The organism is Frankia sp. BMG5.23 (genome assembly GCF_000685765.2).
Lineage (GTDB): Bacteria > Actinomycetota > Actinomycetes > Frankiales > Frankiaceae > Frankia > Frankia casuarinae.
In genome coordinates, this window is the sequence record NZ_JDWE01000042.1 from 1 (window position 1) to 21620 (window position 21620).

At 68.3% G+C, this 21620-nt stretch carries 15 protein-coding genes and 1 pseudogene; 8 read left to right on the plus strand and 8 right to left on the minus strand.

Annotated features, from left to right (window positions below):
- Positions 1-200: 200 nt before the first annotated feature.
- Both BMG523DRAFT_RS16490 and BMG523DRAFT_RS26565 read right to left on the minus strand, forming a co-directional pair.
- Positions 201-965, minus strand: a complete 765-nt coding sequence (locus tag BMG523DRAFT_RS16490; protein WP_235463199.1) for an IS3 family transposase — start codon at positions 963-965, stop codon at positions 201-203.
- Positions 966-976: 11 nt separating this feature from the next.
- Complete coding sequence (locus BMG523DRAFT_RS26565; RefSeq protein WP_035908708.1) at positions 977-1267, minus strand: transposase; 291 nt, start codon at positions 1265-1267, stop codon at positions 977-979.
- Positions 1268-1887: 620 nt separating this feature from the next.
- Between BMG523DRAFT_RS26565 and BMG523DRAFT_RS16500 the strand changes: the two genes are divergently transcribed.
- Entirely contained in the window at positions 1888-2760 is an 873-nt protein-coding gene (locus BMG523DRAFT_RS16500; RefSeq protein WP_043591535.1) for an SDR family oxidoreductase, read from the plus strand.
- A 56-nt stretch (positions 2761-2816) separates the two neighbouring features.
- Here BMG523DRAFT_RS16500 and BMG523DRAFT_RS16505 read toward each other — a convergent pair whose 3' ends face one another.
- From BMG523DRAFT_RS16505 to BMG523DRAFT_RS16520, 4 genes are all read right to left on the minus strand, one after another.
- A complete protein-coding gene (locus BMG523DRAFT_RS16505; protein WP_152987862.1) occupies positions 2817-5165 on the minus strand; it encodes a M28 family peptidase in 2349 nt (782 codons plus the stop codon).
- Positions 5162-6580, minus strand: coding sequence for an FAD-binding oxidoreductase (locus BMG523DRAFT_RS16510; RefSeq protein ID WP_035908705.1), 1419 nt, complete (start codon positions 6578-6580; stop codon positions 5162-5164). The genes BMG523DRAFT_RS16505 and BMG523DRAFT_RS16510 overlap by 4 nt, the downstream gene beginning before the upstream one ends.
- Positions 6581-6652: 72 nt before the next feature.
- Complete coding sequence (locus BMG523DRAFT_RS16515) at positions 6653-8131, minus strand: tryptophan 7-halogenase (RefSeq protein ID WP_043591539.1); 1479 nt, start codon at positions 8129-8131, stop codon at positions 6653-6655.
- Between the two features lie 53 nt (positions 8132-8184).
- Positions 8185-10863, minus strand: coding sequence for an amino acid adenylation domain-containing protein (locus tag BMG523DRAFT_RS16520; protein ID WP_051623905.1), 2679 nt, complete (start codon positions 10861-10863; stop codon positions 8185-8187).
- A 547-nt stretch (positions 10864-11410) separates the two neighbouring features.
- Here BMG523DRAFT_RS16520 and BMG523DRAFT_RS16525 point away from each other — a divergent pair.
- The 6 genes and pseudogenes from BMG523DRAFT_RS16525 to istB all read left to right on the plus strand — a co-directional run bounded on the left by BMG523DRAFT_RS16525 (position 11411) and on the right by istB (position 18369).
- Positions 11411-11863 (plus strand): pyridoxamine 5'-phosphate oxidase family protein, encoded by a 453-nt coding sequence (locus tag BMG523DRAFT_RS16525; RefSeq protein WP_043591541.1) that lies wholly within the window; start codon positions 11411-11413, stop codon positions 11861-11863.
- A 3-nt stretch (positions 11864-11866) separates the two neighbouring features.
- Complete coding sequence (locus BMG523DRAFT_RS16530; protein WP_043591542.1) at positions 11867-14344, plus strand: excinuclease ABC subunit UvrA; 2478 nt, start codon at positions 11867-11869, stop codon at positions 14342-14344.
- Positions 14345-14679: 335 nt separating this feature from the next.
- Positions 14680-14883 (plus strand): annotated as a pseudogene (locus BMG523DRAFT_RS27435) (integrase); the annotation flags it as partial.
- Positions 14884-14974: 91 nt separating this feature from the next.
- Positions 14975-15556, plus strand: a complete 582-nt coding sequence (locus tag BMG523DRAFT_RS16535) for an ISAs1 family transposase (protein ID WP_152569692.1) — start codon at positions 14975-14977, stop codon at positions 15554-15556.
- 315 nt (positions 15557-15871) lie between these two features.
- Positions 15872-17488 (plus strand): IS21 family transposase, encoded by a 1617-nt coding sequence (istA, locus tag BMG523DRAFT_RS16540; protein ID WP_235463197.1) that lies wholly within the window; start codon positions 15872-15874, stop codon positions 17486-17488.
- A gap of 86 nt (positions 17489-17574) precedes the next feature.
- Positions 17575-18369: an IS21-like element helper ATPase IstB gene (gene istB, locus BMG523DRAFT_RS16545; RefSeq protein WP_051623910.1), complete on the plus strand. Its 795-nt coding sequence runs from the start codon at positions 17575-17577 to the stop codon at positions 18367-18369.
- 546 nt (positions 18370-18915) lie between these two features.
- Here the strand turns inward: istB and BMG523DRAFT_RS25405 are convergent.
- Entirely contained in the window at positions 18916-19068 is a 153-nt protein-coding gene (locus BMG523DRAFT_RS25405) for a hypothetical protein (protein WP_160323724.1), read from the minus strand.
- A gap of 666 nt (positions 19069-19734) precedes the next feature.
- On the opposite strand from BMG523DRAFT_RS25405, the gene BMG523DRAFT_RS27025 reads away from it, so the two are divergent.
- Positions 19735-19860, plus strand: coding sequence for a hypothetical protein (locus tag BMG523DRAFT_RS27025; protein ID WP_255353888.1), 126 nt, complete (start codon positions 19735-19737; stop codon positions 19858-19860).
- Between the two features lie 137 nt (positions 19861-19997).
- Here BMG523DRAFT_RS27025 and BMG523DRAFT_RS16555 read toward each other — a convergent pair whose 3' ends face one another.
- Entirely contained in the window at positions 19998-21479 is a 1482-nt protein-coding gene (locus tag BMG523DRAFT_RS16555; protein ID WP_160323725.1) for an MFS transporter, read from the minus strand.
- Between the last annotated feature and the right edge of the window lie 141 nt (positions 21480-21620).

The window sequence follows — 21620 nt, forward strand, 5'->3', positions numbered from 1 at the left end:
TGACATCATCGGTGACAGACAGAACAGACACACCACCCAGGACACATCACCAGCGTCCTCGGTATCAGGAACTACACCCGACGTATCACGAAGAGCCCACAACCCCCCACCAGCATCCCGCGGACACTCCGCCCGACTCCCGCCACAGCCACGACACCGCCACACGGCGGAACCAGCCCCTCCACGCCATCGCCGAATACTTACAGGGTGTCGAACGGGTGGAGGTGGATCAACTCCTTCTTGAGGGTGGCCCAGAAGGACTCGGCGGCGGCGTTATCGAAACAGATCCCGGTGCGGCCGACGGAGTTCCGGACGTTGTTGGCGCGGCAGAAGGCGACGAACTCGTGGCTGGTGTACTGGCTGCCGCGGTCGGCGTGGAAGATGACGCCGGCGGGCGGCCGTCGGGTGGTGATGGCCATACGTAGGGCGTCGAGGACGAGGTCGGTGCGCATATGGTCGGCGACAGCCCATCCCACGATTTTCCGGGAGAACGCGTCGATCACGGAGGCAAGGTAGACCCAGCCGTCCCAGGTACGAATGTAGGTGATGTCGCCGAACCACAGCTGGTTCGGTGTGGCCGCGGTGAAGTCCTGGCCGACGAGGTCCGGCAGCGCCGAGGGTGCGGCGGCCTGCACCGTGGTGACCGGCCGGCGGGGCCGGGGGTGCACGCTGACCAGGCCCATCGTCACCATCAGCCGGTGGACCCGCTTGTAGGCGACGGCGACGCCCTGGCGGCGGAGCTCGTGGAAGATCCGCCGGACGCCGTAGCGTCCCTGGTGGCGGTCGAACACGGCTCGGATCATGGTGGACAGGGTCGCGTCGTCCTTGTCCCGCTGGGACGGGCCGCGTTTCTTCCAGGCGTAGTAGCCCTGCCGGGAGACGTCGAGTTTCCGGCACATGTAGTCGACGGGGAACGTGTGCACGCCGTCGGCGGAGGCAGGCTTCCTCGGAGCATGGGTCGAGATGAACTCGAACTTTACCTCTGCTCGCTCGCGAAGAAGCTCGCCGCTTTTTTTAGGAAGGCGATGTCCATCTGGGCCTGCGCGTACTTCTTCCGGAGCTCCTCGAGTTCCGCGCGCTCCGACACCGACAGCGGCCGTTCCTCGTCCTCGCTGTCGTCCTTCGCCTTCTTCACCCAGTTCCCCAACGTGGCCTCGTGGATACCCAGACTCTTCGCGACGTCGGCGACCGGCCGGCCCGAGTCGAGCACCAACCTTACCGCCTCGGCCTTGTACTCCTGGGTGAACTTCCGGCGAGTTGATCCCATCACGATCCTTCCCTATGGACCAGTGAACCTCATGTTCGCTGTCCACGGAAGCGGGACCGCTCCACTTCGGCTGCGGGCAGGCCCTGCCACGGCTACCTCCACGCGGTCCTGACCGGCATCGGCATCGGCATCGGTATTGGCGAGCGCCTCGCCATCAGAGCGCTGGCCCGGCGACACACCGCCCCCTGCCCACCCCGCCGTAGAGAGCGTGCGTGGTCCCTGGCCCTGGACACCCGGAACCACCAGTTCTGAGGTCATAGAGAATCCCGAGGACCTGGTTTGTAGCGCCAGCGCCCAGCCACCGGTCCGGAGCCCGAGGGTGACCTCGCAGGCCGCCGCCCCATCTACGACGCCGCGATCAACCGCGCACCAGTCGAACTAGGGTTCGGTCGCCACGGGATGAGTGGAGCGCTGAGAGCGTCGCGGTGCAGGCCGGCGATCCTGCGATTCCTTTGCGCCGCTATCATGGCCGCACATCTCCCGCACCTGCCCGCGATGCACGCCCCCTGACACGCGCGCTGCGCAGAGCTGAGACGGTCCGCCCGCTCCGTAGACTGAAGCGGGAGCCATCGTCAATGGCCACCCCACCAAGCAGGTTCTCGATTCAGCTAAGGAGTACGTTGTCTAACTCACTCAAGGGCCAGGTAGCGGTCGTGGCAGGCGCGACCCGCGGAGCAGGCCGAGGCATCGCGCGTGAGCTGGGCGCCCAGGGCGCTACCGTCTACTGCACGGGACGTAGCATCGCCGGTCACCCCGCCAGTGGGAACCGCCCGGAGACCATCGAGGAGACGGCGGAACTCGTCGCCCGCGACGGTGGCGTCGGCATCGCCGTCCAGGTCGACCACACCGTTCCCGAACAGGTCGAGGCGCTTTTCGAGCGGATCCGGGGGGAGCAGGACGGGCTCGACATTCTGGTCAACGATGTCTGGGGCGGCGACGAGCTCACCTCGTGGCAGACGCCATTCTGGGAGCTGGACCTAGCCAAGGGCCTTCTCATGCAGCAACGAGCCGTGCACTCGCACATCATCACCTCTCGCTATGGCGCGCCGCTGATGGTGGGCCGCCGCAGCGGACTGATCATCGAGATCACTGATGGCTACAAGCCTGACTACCGGGGCAACCTCTTCTACGACCTGGCGAAGTCCTCTGTCATCCGGCTAGCCCTCGCGATGGCGGAGGAGCTACGGGACTACGGTGTGACCGCCCTCGCTGTCACGCCGGGATTCCTGCGCTCGGAGGCGATGCTGGATAACTTCGGCGTCACCGAGGAGAATTGGCGCGACGGCGTCGCCCGGGATCGCCATTTCGCTGGTTCGGAGACGCCGCACTATATTGGGCGGGCCGTGGCAGCCCTTGCCGCCGACCCGGACATCGCCAAGCTGGCCGGCCAGCCGCTGGCTTCCTGGCACCTCATGGAGCGGTATGGCTTCACCGACATCGACGGGAGGCAGCCGCATTGGGAGAATTTCACCGCCGAGCTCTACCGGCGCTGACCACGCGCGACAGATGAATGGTCAGGCCCGGCAACTTCGCCTCACCACGTGGCGGCTCAAAGCCTTAGCCACGTGACCACGAACGTGCCGTTGCCCCACGCGTCAATGTCCAACGCCGCGGCGGGATGTCCTGGTCCCGGCTCGTCTTCGGCCGTGCCGACCGTCAGCCCGTCGGTACGATCCATCAGGCGCACCCATACGGGAGCCTCGTCCAGTTCGAGATCCACCTCCACCCCGCTCGGCCCGGGGGCATAGATCCACAGCTCCCATGGCCGGTCGTCGGCCCGTCCTGCGCTGGCGGCGGTCGACCGGCCCTCCAGGGACCATGCGTGCACGGCTCCCCGCGGCACCGCGACGGAGATCTGGCGCGCGCCTCGTTTCGAAACCACCCGGAGCCTGACCTGACGCCGACCAACCCTGCTCGGCACGTCGGCGAGGATCTCTGCGGCAGGGGCAGGCAGGTCGACCGGATCGGCCGTGGCGTAGAGGAAGTCGCGCTCCCACCCGGGAAAAAACAGCGGCAGGCGACCACGCCGTGGTGCGTCACCCAGCCAGCGCCTGGTCCATGCGCTGGGAGCCGCGTCGCTACTGGCGAACAGCGCCTCCTTCGTGTCCGTGTCCAACAGGTAGCTCAAGGTCTCCGGAGGCGTCGCGCCGCCGGCTGGACGTGCCAGCCGGTAGGCCACCACACCCGCTGCGGTCGCCGTCCCCAGGGCGACGACGAGCGCGCGAGCCCGTGGTGGCAACGTCCAAAGAGCAGGCGCGGCGATCTCTGCGCACAGCTGCCACGCGAGCGCCGGCGCGGCGGCGAGACGCGGCGTGAGACCTTCATAGAGCAGCCGCGATAGCGGGCTCAGCAGCATCATGCCGCTGGCCGCTGCGGTCGCGGCGCCGAGCCGAGCCACCGTGGGATGGCCGCTGCCCGCCAGCACTCCAACCGTGCCACCGAGCAGCGGCCAGGTGGTCAGGTAGCTGCCACCGGGCATCGCGACTGACAGCAGCACCGACGACACCGCCAGCGGCGGCAAGGTGGCGCCCAGACGCTGCCAGGGGCCGCCGGCGCTGGTGGCATCGCCTACCAGGGCCAGCGACGCGGCTACACCGATCATCGCGGCATACACTTCGTCGGTCCGGTGAAAGTCGCCGGACCTGCGGAAATGCGGGCTGCGGTGGCCCAGCACCCAGGTCAGCCCGGTGCTGAGGGCAGGGCCGGCGAGCAGGCGGGCGGACTGAGCGGCGACGGCCCGGCCGGTGATCCATCGACCGCCCTCGGGCGTGCGGCGCCCGAGGAGCGCGGCGGCCGCCGCCGAGGCGCCGACGAGAGCCAACGGCAGTGCCGCACGTGCCGGATAATGCACGAGCCAACCCCGGCCCAGGCTGAAATACACCTCGTCTGGGCCGTCGAGGCTGTTCAGGTCCGCCTGGCCTAGGCCCCGGACCAGGCTAAGCATGTTCTCGCCCTGGTGTTGGAGGGTGCCGGGGTCGAGATGGCTGAAGTCGTCGCCGGGGCCATGGTAGTGGATGAACCCACCGATGTTGGCAAAGTTGAGGCCGGGTAGCCCGCGCTCCTTCGCCAGCGTGAAGTCCGTCGTGTTCGGCATCCTGCGGTAGGCCTCGTCGAACAGCGAACTCGCGAACGCACGGTGCGGAGTAAGGGCCAGCCTGCGGACCAGGGGGCCACTGCGCGGGCCGGTCTCGAACATCAGCGCTGGGCCGCTCGTCCCGCGAGACTCGAAGTTCAGCACCGCCGCGGCGCGTGCGGCGGCCGGATGGTCATTGAAGAACGCCCGGGCGCCGAGCAGACCGGCCTCCTCCCCGTCGGTCAGGACGACGATCAGGTCGTTGCGCAGCGGAGGCCCGGTGCGCAGGGCCCGCAGGGTCTCCAGCACCGCCGCGATGAGCATCCCGGCGTCGCTCACCCCGGGGCTGTGTTCCACGGAGTCGTAGTGGGTCATCAGGAGCAGCGCCGGACCCTGTTGGGTTCCCGGCAGCCGGGCGACGATATTGTGCACCCGGCCCCCCGCCCGGTAACGCACGCCGTAGGGTGCGGGGCCGAGATCGACCGCTGCCGCGCCGACCTGGACCTCCACCTCCAGGCCTAGGTCGCGCATGTGGCTCACGAGCCACTCGCGCACCCGGTCGTTGGCCGGTGAGCCGACCGGCCTCGGCTCGGCGGCGATCTCGCGCAGATGGTCCGCCGCCCGGCCGGCGGAAAAGCAGTCAGCCGGCGCCTCGGTACCGGCGGCACGCGGCGGCCGCATCGCGCGGGCGGCTGCCACCGCGGTGCTGATCGCCACCGCAGCGGGCAGGAATCGCCCGCCTCGAAGAAGAGGGCGCAGCAGGCGGTTGGCGGTCGCAGCCAGCCGCGTCCCGCGGGCGAGGCGAGAGACAGTTGCTCCCGTCATGTGATGGCCTGGGGGAAGCGAAAGAAGTGGGCCGGGTCGTAGGCAGCCCTCACCCGGGCCAGCCGCGGGTAGTTCGAGCCGTAGTACCGCTCGCGCCAGTCTGGCAGCGCGGGATCGGTGAAATTCTGATAGGTGTACGGAGAGGCCCAGCGCTGGAGCGTTGCCCAGCAGGAGTCGGCCCATTCGGCAGCGGCCTTCTGTTCCACGTCGGGAACGCTCTCCACCATGCCGACCGCGTAGCCCACGTAGAACCGGCTGTCCCGGTGGACGAAAGCGGTGGCGTCGGGCGGCACCCGGTTGATGGCACCGCCGAAGGTCAGGAAGTCCAGATTGCGCATCTGGCCCGCCTGTCGGGCCGAGTCGAACACCCCGAGCATCACCCGTATCCCTTCTCCGGGGATCGCGTCGCGGATGAAGTTGCCGCGGGCCCGCGCGAAGGCCACCCGGGGCAGTTTCGCCTCGGGGTTGTGACCGACGGTATGACACTCGGCCGTAGTCATTCCCTCGCAGCCGAACCAGTGCAGCAACCCGTCCAGATACGGACCGGTCTGCTGGGAGAAGCTTTCCGGCTCGATCCCGACGACGTCCACCAGGGCCCGCAGCAGACCGTCCAGGTCGCTCGGCCGTTCGAGCCACGCGCCGTGCACGTTGAGATGGGGCTCGTTGCCGTCGGCCGAATCCTCGAGCTCGATGCTCAGCACTGGGGTCATCTCGTCCGGCGTAGTGGGCGCCCAGCGCTGCCAGGCCTCGACGACCGCTACCGCATCGGACCACGCCCAGCTCAGCGAGTAGTTGGTCATCTCCCGCACCGGCACGGGCCGGAAGGTGAAGGAGGTGGCGATCCCGAAGTTACCGCCGCCACCGCCGCGCATCGCCCAGAACAGGTCCGGGTGGCCGTGCTCGTCGCACCGCACCACGCGGCCGTCGGCAAGCACTACCTCGATGCCGAGGACGTGGTCGACGGTGAGGCCGTGGCGGCGGCCCTCGAGGCCGAGGCCGCCGCCGAGCGCCAGCCCGGCGATCCCGACGGTGGGGCACCACCCGGTCGGCACGGCCAGACCGCTCGGCAGCGTCCGGTCGTAGACATCGACGATCTGCGCGCCGCCCTGCACCCGCACGGCGCCGCCGTCGATCTCTACCGCGTTCATCTGGGAGACATCCACCACCATTCCGGAGGTGGTGGAGTAACCCGCGAAGCTGTGGCCCCCGCTGCGAGGCACGGCGTGGATGGCAAACCTGTGGGCGAACGCCAGTGCCTCCGCGACGTCTTCGGGCGACGCGCAGTAGATGACGGCTTGGGGGCGGACGGAGCCGAACTGCCGGTCCGCGAGGCTCCGAGCCTCATCGTAGCCGGCGTCGCTGGGTAGCACCACCGCGCCGGACACGCCAAGCTGCAGCGCCTGCCAGTCTGGCATCGGAACGAGATGACCGTTGATTGTGTTCCTCCTGTGTCGCCGAGGAAGGGGTGACGGAATTAGGCGCCGGGATCAGCTGCGCGGGCGAACCCACCGCAGCCCGTCCAGCGAGCTCACCAGCCCATCGGGGAACAGGGGTGTCTCGTCGCCTGCCTCGGCGCCCAACCACGCCTGCGCCTGGACGCGGACTCCCTCGGCCATTGCGTTCGCCACGACGCCGGCGGCGTGCAGTGTTCCGCGCTGCTCAGTCAGTTCCTCGGCTGCGTCCGCGAGCGAGCGGGAAGTGGTGGCGAGATGCCGCGCGACCGCACCTGGCGCCAGCTTCTCCTCGCCGGACGCGACGCCGCCCACCAGTTCCACAAAGGCCTCGAACTCCGACAGCGGGCAGTTCGTTATCTTCTTGGCCTCCCAGAAATATGACTGTTCGTTGGCCTGCATGCCGTAGAAGGAAACCAGGAACTCGTAGAAGACGCCGTATTCACGGCGGTACCGTCGTTCGAACTCATCGAACGCTTCCTGCTCGCCCACCGTCCCCGCGAAGAGGCTGTTGATGGACCTGGCGGCGAGCATTCCGCTGTATGTCGCCAGGTGAACGCCGGAGGAGAAGACCGGATCGACGAAACAGGCCGCGTCCCCGACGAGGACCATGCCAGGACGCCAGAATCGCGTGTTGCAGTACGAGTAGTCCTTGCGCACCCGCAGCTCGCCGTAGGGCCCGCTGGTAACCCTCTTCGCGTCCGCTAGATACTCCTTGATTAGCGGGCAGGAGTCGATGAGGCTCTGCAGCGCCTGCTCGGGATCGCCCTGCACCTTCTCCGCCGAGTCGCGGTGGACCACGGCGCCTACGCTCGTCAGGTCCGGAGTCAGCGGGATGTACCAGAACCAGCCGTCGTCGAAGGCGGCCGAGAGAATATTGCCCGACGAGGGCGGGGGCAGCCGCTTCCCGCCCTCGAAGTAGCCGAACAGTGCCAGGTTCTGAAAGAATTCGGAATAATGCCGTTCACCTCCCACGTGGCGGTAGGTGCGGCCCTTGTTGCCGGACGCGTCGACGACGCAGCGCGCCGCCACGGTGCGCTCGTGTCCGGACGGGTCCGCGTAGCGCACACCGGTGACCCGCTCGCCGTCCTCGGTCACGTCTACGACGGCGCACGACTCACGGACCTCGACACCGTTCTCGCGCGCGTTGTCCAGCAGAATCTGGTCGAACTTCATCCGCTCGACCTGATAGGCGAACGACGTGGGACCGGCGAGCCGGGGCGACACCGCGAAAGAGAAGGTCCAGGGCTCGGGGTTGCTGCCCCAACGGAACGTGCCGCCCTGCTTCCGGGTGAAGCCGGCTTCGCGCAGCTTCTGGTCTACCCCCAGTAGCCGGGCGACCCCGTGTACCGTGGACGGAAGTAGGGATTCGCCGATCTGATAGCGCGGAAAGCGCTCGCGTTCGAGTAGCAGTACGCGGTGGCCGCTCTTGGCGGTGAGCGTGGCGACCGTCGATCCGCCGGGCCCGCCTCCGATGACGACGACGTCGAAGAGCTCCGCCGTGGGTGCGCTCATTTCTCCTCCTGATCGGTTCTGGCTGTAGCTACTGACCGGGAAGCGGTACGGCGCTAGGTCGTGGGACGGCCGGTCAGCTCGCCCAGCGCGGCGAGCTGGGCTGCGACAACTAGGCCTACCTGCGCCATCGGCCCCGTCTGCCCCATGTCCCGGTGTTCGCAGTCCACTTCGTGCTCGCGAATCTCCCCGTGTGTGAAAGGGCTCCACTGCGCGGCCGACAACCCGTCGCGGCGACCCCGAACAGCGGTGAAAAAGTGCAGGTCGCCTTGGTAGGTCTGTGGCTCGTAGTGGCGCAGCAGCTCGTGATTGGCGGCGAAGACGTCAATCACCCGCTCGATGGTACGGCTATCGAGGCTCGCCAGCGCGCTGCCCTCGCGGCGGGCGACTTCTAGGACCAGCGCTCGGTCCACTGGCCGGTCCGGCAAATCGCCGGCAGGAACATTGATGAAATGCAGAAGGTCGGCGAGAAAGGCTGGCTCGTCGTCCTCATGCAAAAGGTCGGGAGGAAGCACCGGATAGGCGTCGAGCAGCGCGAGGAGTCCGACCTCCCCGCCCTCGCGCTGAATCCGCGCGGCTAGGGCGTGCGCCACGAGCCCGCCGAATGACCAGCCGAGCAGATGGTAGGGACCGTGCGGCTGCGTCTCCCGCATCGCGGCCAGGTATTTGTCGATCATTTCGTCAAGACCGCGCAGCGGGAGCTGCCCGTCGACCAGACCGTGCGCCTGCAGCCCGATGACGGGATGACGGGTATCAATATGCGGGAGGAGGCCCGCGTAGGACCAGCTCATGCCGCCCGCCGGATGCACGCAGAACAGCGGCGGCCGGCTGCCGGCGGGGCGCAGGCGCAGCAGCGGGGCCAGCGCGGCGTCCGCACTGTCCACGCCCAGCCGACGGGCTAGGCCGGCCGGGCTTCCGGCCTCGATGACGGCGGATAGCGGGAGCGTCACGCCGAAGGTGGTCCGCATCTGCGCCACCAAGTGGGCGGCCCGTAGGGAGTCCCCGCCGAGCTCGAAAAAGTGGTCGTCGGCGCTGACCCGGGGAAGGGCAAGCGCCTCCGCGAACAGCCGGCAGAGCATCTCCTCCTGCGGAGTCCGCGGTGCCGCTGCGGACTGGCCGGCCACGACCCGCGGTGCCGGGAGAGCCGCGTGGTCGAGCTTCCCGTTGGCGGTCAGCGGAAGCCGCTCAAGCTCGACGAAGGCCAGCGGAACCATGTAGTCAGGGAGCCGGGCGGCGACCAAGCGGCGCAGACCGGATGGATGAACGAGGCAGTCGGCCGCAGGCACCACGTACGCCACTAGTTGCGGGTCTCCCGCGTCGTGGCGCAGCGTCACGCGCGCCTGGGCGACGTCCAGGTCCTCTGCGAGCACGGCCTCGATCTCGGCGGGCTCCACCCGATGCCCGCGGATGCTGATCTGCTCGTCCGCCCGGCCGAGGAAGTCCAGGGCGCCGTCGGGCCGCCACCGTGCCAGGTCGCCAGTGCGGTACATCCGCGCGCCGGCGGCGCCGAAGGGATCCGCGAGGAAGCGCGCCGCGGTAAGATCCGGCCGCCGCAGGTAGCCGAGCGCGAGGCCGTGCCCGCTGATGAACAGCTCTCCCGGCGTACCGATCGGCACCGGACGCAGCCACTTGTCCAGCAGATGCACTCTTGTGTTGGCGATCGGCCGCCCGAGCGGGGGTGGCGTGTCGGTCGGCGCCAGCCGAATCATGGTCGCGCACACGGTGCACTCGGTCGGGCCGTACGCGTTGATCATGATCCGCCCCTGCGCCCACCGGGCGACCAGGTCGGTCGGACAGGCCTCACCGGCCACGATCAGCGCGAGGTCTGCCGGCAGCCGGTCCGCGCCCTCCTGCAGCGGGAGCACCGCCGGCGGCAGGGTGGCGTGGGTGATGCCGGCTGAGATCATCAGTTCGGCAAGGGCCGCACCCGGCGCCAGGCGCTCCTGCGGCGCGACCACGAGGGCGGCGCCGCGCAGCAGCGTCATGCTGAGCTCGGATACCGCCGCGTCGAAGCCCAGCGAGGCGAACTGCAGCACTCGGCTGCCCGGCCCGACCTGGAACGCCTCGCCCTGCGCGGTGGCCAGGCTGGCGATGCCCCGGTGGGACACAAGCACACCTTTTGGCTTGCCGGTCGAGCCCGAGGTGTAGATGAGATAGGCGGGATGATCGACGTGCAGGGGCGCTCGTCGCTCCCGGTCCGTGAGGTCGGTTCCGCGTTCCGCCGCCGCCGCCGCGAGCAGGGCGTCGAGCCGCCAGACGGGTGTCCGGGTGCGCGCGGCGCTGTCCGGATTCGGGGTGTCGCGGACTACCAACAGGAGAAACGGACGGGCGTCGGCCAGCATCGACGCGGTCCGGTCGGCCGGATGCCGAGGGTCCAAGGGCAGGTACGCGCCACCTGCCTTGAGGATGGCGAGGATCGCGACCACGGCGTCGTCCGATCGCGGCAGCATCAACGCAACGAGCCGCTCCGGCCCGACACCGAGCTCGACCAGCCGTCGGGCGAAGCGGTTGGCGTCGGCGTTGACCTGGGCGTAACTGCGTTCGCGTCCTTCGAAGCAGAGCGCGGGAGCATCAGGGGTGCGCGTGACCTGCGCCTCGAACAGCGAGATGAAGGTGGCCTCTCCTAGATCCCGGTCGGTTGCGTTCCAAGCCGGCTCAGGCCACCCGCCCACCGCGAGGTCGGGCACCTCGGCGATGGTCGCGGTGGACTGCCCAGGCGAAGCAATGCGGCTCACGGGCGGTCTCCTGGGTCGTGCTGACTCCATGTCGACGTATGGGCTACATCAGGCCATCGGTCAACAGATCGTGACTCCTCATTGTCATGAAGACATTAAAGTTGATAACAAGTTTTGTCAAGAAGTGGGTTTTACTTAGTCATACTAGGTCAATCCGCAGGTCAGCGACTAGAGCGCGTGCGCAAGGCTGTCAAGTGAACCTGGGCCCTGGCGGGCACTCTTGGTGACCGATCGGCCGGGGCCGCGTTGACGATCACCATGCCGAGACAAGAAGAAAGGCGGGCTGCTCCACCGTCGCGGACCATCGCCCCAGCGTCTGCCGCCGGCCGCCCATGGGCCCGTAGTTCCAGCGGCCGCCAGCCCGTAGATCATCTATGGCCCGCGGGTCTTCCGGACTGGCCACAGGCCGCCGGCGCAACGGCCGCCAGCGATCACCGAGAACCCGCGCGACCATTCTGGCGGAGCACTCGGCCGGTCGTACTAGAGTCACATGTGGTCAAACATGGTGGTCACGTAACGTCAACTAGTTGATGACTGGGGAGTGCGCATGGCCTCGTGGCGGGCAATCGCAGCGGCTGAGCCGGAGTTCGCGGACCGTGTACGGCGACGGTTCGGGGACCGCCGACACAAGACACTCACCACGCTGCGGCAGGACGGTGAACCGCGCATCAGCGCCGTCGAGGCCCACTTCAGCGGCGATGACCTGGTGATGCTCCTGATGGCGGGCTCCGTCGAGGTCATGGACGTGCACCGCGACCCTCGGGTATCCCTGTTCAGCGGTTCCACAGACCCGTCGGAACACGATCTGGTCACCCAACCGGACGACGCGGAGATCGCCGGGCTCGCCGTCGGGATCCCAGAGCCCGGACGTCAGGGATTGCACTACTTCCAGGTAGACATCGTCGGCGTGACACTCACCACTACCGTTTCGCGGCCGTCCCGCCACCTCGTCATCGAGTCGTGGCGCCCGGACCACGGGCTCACCGTGAGGAACCGATAGGGGATGGCAACGCAAGCGTCCCGCGCAAGCACTACCGGATGGATCACCGTCACCGGCGCGCGCACCCATAACCTTCGTGGCGTGGACGTCACCCTTCCCCGGGATGCCGTCGTCGCCTTCGTCGGGGTCAGTGGCAGCGGCAAGACATCGCTAGCCATCGACACGCTGCACGCCGAGGCCCAGCTGCGCTACATCGAGGGGCTGGCGCCGTTCGTCCGGCAGTACATCTCCCCCCGCGACCGACCCCAGGTCGACCGGGTGACCGGCCTCGGCGCGACCCTGGCCGTGGACCAGCGGCGTCTCAATCGGAACAGCCGGTCCACGCTGGCCACGCTCACAGGCGTGGACGCCTACCTCGGGCTGCTGTACTCGCGGATACCGTCGCTGGCCGGAGGCGGAAACAAGGTCGCCGAGCTCTCGTCCTCCCATTTCGACAGGTACAGCGCCGACGGCGGCTGCACGGCCTGCAGCGGGGCCGGGGTCACCTTGAGCGCCGATCCTGACCTCATCATCGTCAATCCTGACGCACCGCTGGCCAAGGGCGCGTCCACCTGGTTCGACCGGTTCCGGTCCGGCGAGCAGGCCGCCGTGCCCTTCCTCGCCGGGCGGTACGGCGCGGATCTCGAGCAGCCCTGGCGGACCCTGCCGGCCGAGTTCAGGAATGCGCTTCTCCACGGCACCGGCGACCAGGCCGTGGATGTCAGCATCGACCTGCCGAACAAGAACTCCGACAGCGAGGTCACCGTCCGCTGGTCCAAGCCCCTGATCGGCGCGGTAGCCGACGTGGAACGGCTGTTCGCCGCGGCGAAGACAGAAAGCGCCAAGCAGCGCTATCTCCCCTACATGCGCATGGTGGACTGCGTTGAATGTGGCGCCACCGGTTTTGGCGTCCACAGCCGGACCGAGCGGGTCGGCGGTCTTACCTATGCGGAAGTCGTCGGGCGCCCGGTCAGCGAAGCCGCAGGGTGGCTCGCCAGGATCGAAACCGATCTGACGTCGATCCAGCGCGAGGTCGCGCAGGCGCTCGTGCCGGAGCTGGCCGGCCGGGTTGGGCTGCTCGGTCAGCTTGGCCTCGGCCACATCCAGCTCTCCCGGCCGGCCCCGACGATGTCCGGCGGGGAGCTGCAGCGTGCCCGGATGGTTGGGCAACTCGCCAGCGGGCTCACCGGGATCGTGTACGTCCTAGACGAGCCGACCAGCGGGCTGCACCCGGCGGACAAGGTGCACCTAGTGGACATCATCTGCGGCCTTCGCGACGCAGGGAACACCGTCCTGCTCGTCGAACACGATACCGAACTCATCGCCAAGGCGGACTGGGTCGTCGAGATCGGCCCGGGCGCTGGCGAGCGCGGCGGAACGTTAGTGGCGTCCTGCCCGCCGGCGGAGCTGGCCGACTTCCCGCAGTCGCGGACGGCCCCCTACTTGTCCGGTGTGAAGCCACGCGTGTCGCGGCCTCGCCGCGCGCCGGCACTCGGCTGGCTCACCCTCCTCGACGCCCGCAGCCACAACGTGCACCTGCCCGAGCTCCGGCTCCCGCTCGGTGTGCTCACCTGCCTGACCGGGATCAGTGGCAGCGGGAAGAGCAGCCTGCTTCGCGACTGCCTCGGCGACGGTGTCGCCACTGTGATCGAAGGCAGACGGTCCGGCTCGCTCGGGAGTCTGCGCGGCGGGGAAGCCGTTGGGTGGGTCAGTCTGGTCGACCAGGAACCGATTGGCCGCACGCCACGGTCTAATCCTGCGACATACTCCAAGGCGTTCGACTCCATTAGAGCGCTTTTTGCGGACACGGACGCGGCCCGCGCCAAGGGCCTCAGCGCCGCGGACTTCTCCTTCAACTCCGGCGGGGGCCGCTGCGAGGCCTGCGCCGGCTACGGCCTCCGCTCCGTGGACATGCATTTCCTGCCGGATGTCACTGTGGTGTGCGAGGCGTGCGCCGGCCGGCGGTTCGGTCCGGCCGTCCTCTCGGTCCGGTACTGCGGCCTCTCCGTCGACGAGGTCCTAGCTCTCACCGTCGACGAGGCCGCCGAGGTTCTGACGAAGCCTGCGGCACTGACTGCGGTGCTGCGGACCCTGCGCCAGGTCGGGCTCGGCTACCTCCAACTGGGGCAGAGCTCCACGGAGCTATCCGGCGGCGAGGCCCAGCGCCTGAAGCTCGCGGCCACGCTCACCCGCGGCTCTCGGGGCAGGCGGCCGGGTCTCGTGCTGCTAGACGAGCCGGTGACCGGGCTGCACCCGGACGATGTCCAGCGGCTGGTGAATACCTTCGACGCGATTCTCGATACTGGAAGCACGGTGGTCCTCGCCGAACACGACCTGCACGTGGCTGCGGCCGCCGACTGGGTGGTCGATCTCGGACCGGGCAGCGGGGATGCCGGCGGACGGATCTGTGCGGAGGGCCCGCCCGAGGAGATCGCCGCCGCGGGCGGGCCGACGGCCGCGTATCTGGCCCGGCTTGTCGTCACGGATCCGGCCGCCGTGTGAGGGCCGGGCCGCTGCGCCGAAGCGGCCCCTGGCGGAGGGAACGGCGCGGGGGAGCCGCGCTCTGACCTATTCCGCCAGTACGTTAAAAGCAGGCCTGGCCAGGTGTCCGCCGCCAAAGGTCGACAAAGTCGTTACCAGCGTGGTTGGCGGCGCGTAGTGCCCGGACGTGCCCCGCGCGGATTGACCGCGTTGTCCGCGCCCACATCGCGACCACAATGATCATGCTAAATGCGGCCCGGCCCCCGCAGAGGGAGTCGGGCCGCCGGCTCTCTGTATGCCGTCGATCAGAGGCAGGCCGGCGAAGTCAGGTTTCGGTGGGCGACGGGCCGCGGGTGGCTTCCCAGGGGCTACTGCACGCCGGCGTCGACATCACCGTCATCGCGCTCTGGCTCGGCCACGAGAACGTCGCGACGACCCAGATCTACATCCACGCCGATCTCGCGCTCAAGGAGAAAGCCCTCGCCCGCACCGCGCCAGCCGGAACAACCCCCGGCCGATACCAGCCACCAGACCCCATCATCAGCTTCCTCGAAAACCTCTGCATTATCCCGACCTCACGGCCGTGGCCACCGCCCCCACCAGCGGCGACCACGGCACGTCGGCATAACGAAGACGTCACCATAAGACGCGCTGCATACCCAGGACGACACCGCCGCCTGGCTCGTCGAGCGCGGCGCCCACTACCTGATGGTCGTCAAGGCGAACCGGCCGACCCTGCACGCCCAGCTCACGGCCCTGCCCTGGACGAAGGTCCGCACCGCGTCGACAACGACCAGCCGCGGCCACGGCCGCGCCGAACGCCGGACCGTGAAGGCGACCGAGATCCGCGCCGGGATCGACTTCCCGCACGCCGTCCAGGCCGTCCGGATCACCCGCCGCCGCCGGTCGCTGACCAGCGGCGCGGTCACCAGCGAGACCATCCACGCGGTGACGAGCCTGCCCTCCCACCAGGCCAGCCCGGCCCAACTCGCCGAACTCGCCCAAGGGCACTGGGCGATCGAGAACCAGCTCCACTGGGTCCGCGACGTCACCTACGACGAGGACCACCACCGCGCCCGCACCGGAAACGCACCCCAGGTCATGGCCAGCCTCCGCAACCTCGCGATCACCATCCTGCGCCTGACCGGCACCACCAACATCGCCCAAGCGCTACGCCACCACGCCCGCCGACCACAACGACCACTCGAAACAATCAAGAAGATCAGTTGCTAACCAGCAACTTTGCCGCGGCCCTGGGCACCAGGCAGGCTCCTATCAGGCCACACAGCCGTCCGGCCGTGACCCGGCGGGGGGCCGCACATCACAGGACAGGCCACGCGTAAAAAATCGTGGCCTTACGGATGTGGACGATCACGTAATTCCTCAGTCGTGAGGGGCTGACGGTCACGTAATTCCCCAGCCGGATCACGTAATTCCCCGGGGGGACGGGGTGCGTGTCGGGCTTGGGGTGGTCCTCCCGTTGGAGCACAGTTGCTCCTCGTCTGCGCAGGTCAGGCGGGGGGTGCGATGGCGAGGAGAACCTTCGAAGTGATCGACATTGTGGAGATCCTGGTTCACTGGCACGCTGGCCGGTCGCGCAACGAGATCGCGGCGAGTCTGGGCGTGGACCGCAAGACGATCCGCAAGTACCTGGCCCCGGCGGAGGCCGCCGGTCTGACCCCGGGCGGACCTGGGCTGTCGGAGACGGAATGGGCCGCGCGGGTGCGCGGCTGGTTCCCGGAGCTGGCCGACACTCGGTTGCGGCAGGTCACGTGGCCGGCGATCGGCGCCCATCACGAGTTCATCACCGGCCAGCTGAGGGCGGGGGTGCGGATGTCGACGATCCACCAGCGGCTCGTCGACGAGCATGGCCTGGCGGTGTCGGTGGCCTCGCTGCGCCGCTACATTCGCGCGAACGTCGCCGAGGAGGCCCGCCGGGCGGAGGTGACCGTCCGCGCGCTGACCCCGACCGAGGCGGGTGAGCAGGCCCAGGTCGACTACGGCCGGCTCGGGATGTGGACCGACCCGGTGTCGGGGCGACGGCGGACGGTGTGGGCGTTCGTGATGGTGCTCGCGTTCTCCCGGCACATGTTCGTCCGACCGGTTCTGACCATGGACTCCCATGCCTGGACGGTCGCGCACGTCGAGGCGTTCGGTTTCTTCGGTGGCGCGCCGGGCCGGCTCGTGCCGGACAATCTGCGCACCGGGGTGGACCGTTCGGATCTTTACGATCCGAAGCTGAACCGGGCCTATGCCGAGCTCGCCGCGCACTACGGGGTGCTCATCGATCCGGCGCGGGCGTTCAAGCCCCGCGACAAGCCGCACGTCGAGCGGCAGATGCCCTACGTCCGCGACAGTTTCTGGCGCGGACGGGACTTCGCCTCGCTGCCCGAGATGCGCGCGGCCGCCCTGACCTGGTGCATCGAGGTCGCAGGTGCCCGGGCGTGCCGGCCACTGGACGGCGCCGCCCCGCTGGCGGTGTTCACCGCGGCGGAGCGGGAGGCGTTGCGACCGCTGCCGCCGGCACCGTTCGTGGCGGCGCGCTGGTCGACGGCGAAGGTCGGCCCGGACATCCATGCCCGCGTCGACGGTGTCCTTTACTCCCTGCCCTGGCGCTACCTCGGGCAGACCGTGCACGCCCGCCAGACCGCGGCCATGGTCCAGTTCTTCGTCGACGGGCAGCTCGTCAAGACCCATCCTCGCAAGGACAGGGGCAAGCAGACCGACCTGAACGACTACCCACCCGAGAAGATCGCTTTCCACCTGCGGACTCCGACCTGGTGCCGCACCCAGGCCGAGAAGATCGGCCCGGCCTGCGTCGAGCTGATCGCCGCCCTACTCGCCGACAACGCTCTCTACCGGCTGCGCGCCGCCCAAGGGGTGATCGGCCTCGCCGAGAGGCACGACCCGGGCAGGCTCGAGGCCGCCTGCGTCAAGGCCATCACGGTCGGGGATCCGTCCTACCGCACCGTCAAGGGCATCCTCGCCGCCGGCACCGAGCGCGCTCCGGCGCCCCCGAGCAGCGGGGACGGCGGAGCGGCGGCGTTCCTCCACGGCCCCCAGGCGCTGTTCGCCGACGTCATCCCCCTGGCCGTCCCGCCCACCGCCACCGGCACGGACCCGGCCACCACGACCGGCCCCGACCCGGCCGAGGAGGCGTCGTGACCAGCCCGAACCCGCCGGCCCTGGCCACCAGCGTCGCGAACACCGTGATCCCCCCAGCCGCCACCGAGCAGGCAGGACACCCGACCATGACCNCCNCCCTTCCGCCCGCCGTCGTCGACCGCGCCGCCCTTCAGACCACGCTGCGCGCGCTGAAACTGTCCGGGATGCTCGACACCCTCGATGCCCGTCTCGCCCAAGCCGCCGCCGGCCAGCTCGGCCACCTGGAGTTCCTCCAGGTCCTCTGCACCGACGAGATCACCCGCCGCGACGCCACCGCCCTGGCCCGCCGGCTACGCCGCGCCCGCTTCCCCGAACAAGCCACCCTCGAAGGGTTCGACTTCACCGCCAACCCGAAGCTGCCCGCCGCCGCCATCCGTGACCTCGCCGCCCTGCGCTGGCTCGGTAACGGCGAGTCCGTCATCCTGTTCGGCCCCGTCGGCGTCGGCAAGACCCACATCGCCCAGGCGCTGGGCCACCAAGCCGTCCGGACCGGCGCCGACGTCCGCTTCACCACCCTGTCCCGCGCTCTGGCCGACCTCGCCGGCGGGCACGCCGACGGCACCTGGACCCGCCGCCTGGCCGAACTCGCCCGACCCGCCGTTCTCGTGCTCGACGACTTCGCGATGCGCGAGCTCACCGCCACCCAAGCCGACGACCTCTACGAACTCGTCCGGGAACGCGCCGGTAAGTCGATGATCCTGACGTCGAACCGGTCACCCGTCGACTGGTACCCGCTGTTCCCGAACCCCGTCGTCGCCGAGTCCCTGCTCGACCGGCTCGTCAACGCCAGCCACCAGATCTTCATGAACGGCCACAGCTACCGACCCAACAAACGCCCACGAACAGCCGCGATCCCCCCGGCCACCGAGACCACCCGCTAACATCAACACCACGGGCCACCTGGGGAATTACCTGCTCGCAACCCCTGGGGAATAACGAGATCGCCCACACGGAGGATGTCGCGTTCCTCGCGGAGCTGCCGGTTCTCCTTCCGGAGACGGTTCAACTCCTCGCATGCGGCTGTGGTCAGCTCATCCACTGCGGCATCTTCCTCCCGGGAGACGTCCTGGGCCCCGCTGCGGATCAATTGTCCCGGCGGGCCATATTCCTTCGACAGGATCTCGGGTATCCGACCGGCACGGACAAGATTTACCAAATGCCGGCGGAAATCTGCAATGCACGGCGGTTTTGATCTCGGCACCTGCACTCCTCCCTGGGGCCATTATCTTTAAGAGCCCAGGTGTGAACAGAATCGGGTCAACTTCAAGTTGAGTGAGAGCAGCCCGACACTAATCTGTGATCTCGATGCGACATCTGGGCCGGTCCTTGCATCTCGCGACCAGCCAACTGGCGTCCTGACCGGCCGCAGTGATCGCCGCGTACTTGCTGCCTTCCAGAGCGCAGAACAGCCGTCGTGGGGTGAACTCTCACGTCGAATTGTTGGCGGTTCCGGTCAGGCGCAGGATGGTGATCGTGAGATTGCGCGGGCTGGCCGTGATCTGGAGTACGTTGCCGGTGCGGGCTTGGTGGCGGTCCTCGTCGTAGGTGACATCGCGCACCCGGTGCAGCCGGTTCTCCATGGACCAGCGGCCGCGGGTGAGGCTGGTGAGAAGGTCGTGGCTGGCCTGGTGGGTCGGCAGACTGGTGATTGCGTGGACGGCTTCGGTGGTGGCTGGCTTGCAGCGGCGGCTCGGTGGCGGGTGATCTGAATGGCCTGGGTGGCGTGCGGAAAGTCGATACCGGCACGTAGCTTAGTGGCTTTCGCGTTCCAGGTCTCGACAAGGCGGTGGGGGGACCTTCGTCCAGGGCAAGGCAGAGAGTCCGGGCGTGAAGTCGGCTGGAGCGCGATTCCGGCTTGAGTGCCGGTTCGGTTCTCCGGGGCGCTTCCGGAACTCGCGGGGCATCTATCTACGCATGTGGCTCTCCGGCGGTGCTATTACGTGGTCGGAAGTGGGGTCGGCGTGGGCGGACGCCGGCGGTGTACCCCGGTCGGGGCGGCAACGGCCGGGTGAGTTTGGTCGGGATGGTCTGCTACCGGCCGGGCTGGCGACCACCGCCGTTCTACCGGGCCCGGGCTTAGCGCGGTGGTGGCGGGCGGAAGGCATCGGCTGGGCCGCTGCCCGGGACTTGCTGGCCGCCCCGCACGCGCAGCTTCCCGAGAGGGCCAGTTGGTGCTGGTCTGGGATCAGGTGAACATTTACCGGCAGGCGAAGATAACCACGCTCCTGCGGTAGCACGCTGGCTGGGTGAGCATGGTGCTGCTGCGGGCCTACACCCCTAAGCTGAACCCGGCCGAGGGAGCGTGGTCCCAGCTCAAGCGCACCGCCGTGGTGAACCTGACCGCCGCCCGCACCCTCGACGAGGTCTGCTAGGCGGCCACTCACGGGTTGAAACGGCTGCAGTACCAGCCCGCGCTGCTGTTGGGCTTCCTCACCGAAACCGGCCTGGCCTGGCCTGGCCTTGGAGGAACTATGGTCGACATGCCTCCACACATCAACACTCATTAGTACTAGAGATTCGAGTGAGATTTCCTGCTTTTCTCGGCGGGCTTGGGGGGAATTGGCTCTGCCGCGACCTTAGATTCTGGCGCCCTGCCGGGGATCAGGATGAGCGCCACGAGCACCGAGAGCAGCGGAAGTGCCAGCCCGGCGAGGTAGCCGATACGGAAACTGTGAATGAGTGCGACGTTGTCGGCCGTCGCTGGATCGGGGAGCGTTGCCGCCGCGACGGTCGCCAGGACCGCGAAGCCCACAGCACCACCGAGTTGCTGGGATGTGGTTACCAGGCCGGACGCGAGGCCCTGCTCATCGTCGGGCACGCCGCGCGTAGCCGCTATTGTGGCCGGCGCGAAGGCCAACCCCTGGCCAGTTCCGAGAAGCATCAGCCCAGGCAGCACGGTGCTCCAGTAGTTGCCGTCGATTCGCATCATCAAGAGCCCAAGCATCCCCGCCACGTTGAACAGGGCGCCGGCGACGAGCAGGGTGCGAACGCCATAGGCGGCGACGAGGCGTTCGGTCTGGCTTGAGATGAGCAGGATCACGACCGTGACCGGGGCGAAGGCCAACCCGGCCTCAACGGGCGAGTAGCCAAGAACATGCTGCATGTAGATGGTCGAGAAGAAGATGGCAGTCATCACCACCACGCCATTTACGATGGAAAGCAGGTTACCGCCAACCAGGCTCGGGTTGCGGAAGACCCCGAACCGAATCAGCGGATCACCGTGCCGGCGCTCCTGTGCCGCGAAGGCGGCTAGCGAGACCAGCGCTGCGGCGAATGCGCCCGAGGTCGTCGCGTCGGCGCCGTGATCCGCCATATGGCTGATCCCTAGGACTGCGAGCACCGAGCCGATCGTCAGCGTCAACGCTCCGACGATGTCGAGGCTCGCTTCTCGCTGCCCCGTCTCTCTGGTAAGTAGAAGGTACGCGGCGACACAGGCACAGATCCCGACGGGAAGATTGATCAAGAAGACCCACCTCCAGCCCAGAAAATCAGTGATGACGCCGCCTGCCACCTGGCCGACTACCGCACCGCCGGATGCGACCGCGCCCCATAACCCGAGAACTCTGTCACGCTTCTGGCCCTCGGCGAAACTCGTCGTCAGCAGGGACAGAGCCACTGGGGAGACGATAGCCGCCCCGACTCCCTGAACCCCTCTGGCGATGAAGAGTTGCCACGCCTGCCAGGTCAAACCACAGGCCAGTGAACTAATGGTGAACAATGCCGTGCCCAATATGAACATCCGCCGGCGCTCGAACATGTCGCCGAATCTTCCCGCCGCTACGAGAAGACCTCCGAAGGCGAGCGTGTAGGAGGTGGCGACCCACTGAAGGTCGCCAGCGCCGATCCGCAGGCCGCGCTGGATGTCCGGCATCGCCACACTGACTACCGACACGTCCAAGATCAGCATAAACTGCACGGCAAGAAGAACCGTGAGTACCAGTCGCTCACGGATGAGCAGATTCGACCCAGCTTCCGGCATCAGCACCTCCACCCGTAGGGCCATCGAGATCAACCCGCCCCGACCTTATGGAAGATCTGCCGGAGCAGATTCAGGCCCGCGCGTAGGGGCGACGCCGCGGCCAGAGCCGATTCGGTGCGATCGATCTCGCTACTGTGAACTGGAATCTCTCTG

What these genes read in the sequence shown, in the direction of transcription:
- BMG523DRAFT_RS26565 (WP_035908708.1), bottom strand. Translation starts at nt 1,267, where the DNA reads ATGGGATCAACTCGCCGGAAGTTCACCCAGGAGTACAAGGCCGAGGCG.
- BMG523DRAFT_RS16505 (WP_152987862.1), bottom strand. Translation starts at nt 5,165, where the DNA reads ATGACGGGAGCAACTGTCTCTCGCCTCGCCCGCGGGACGCGGCTGGCT.
- BMG523DRAFT_RS16510 (WP_035908705.1), bottom strand. Translation starts at nt 6,580, where the DNA reads ATGCCAGACTGGCAGGCGCTGCAGCTTGGCGTGTCCGGCGCGGTGGTG.
- BMG523DRAFT_RS16515 (WP_043591539.1), bottom strand. Translation starts at nt 8,131, where the DNA reads ATGAGCGCACCCACGGCGGAGCTCTTCGACGTCGTCGTCATCGGAGGC.
- BMG523DRAFT_RS16525 (WP_043591541.1), top strand. Translation starts at nt 11,411, where the DNA reads ATGGCCTCGTGGCGGGCAATCGCAGCGGCTGAGCCGGAGTTCGCGGAC.
- BMG523DRAFT_RS16530 (WP_043591542.1), top strand. Translation starts at nt 11,867, where the DNA reads ATGGCAACGCAAGCGTCCCGCGCAAGCACTACCGGATGGATCACCGTC.
- BMG523DRAFT_RS25405 (WP_160323724.1), bottom strand. Translation starts at nt 19,068, where the DNA reads ATGGAGAACCGGCTGCACCGGGTGCGCGATGTCACCTACGACGAGGAC.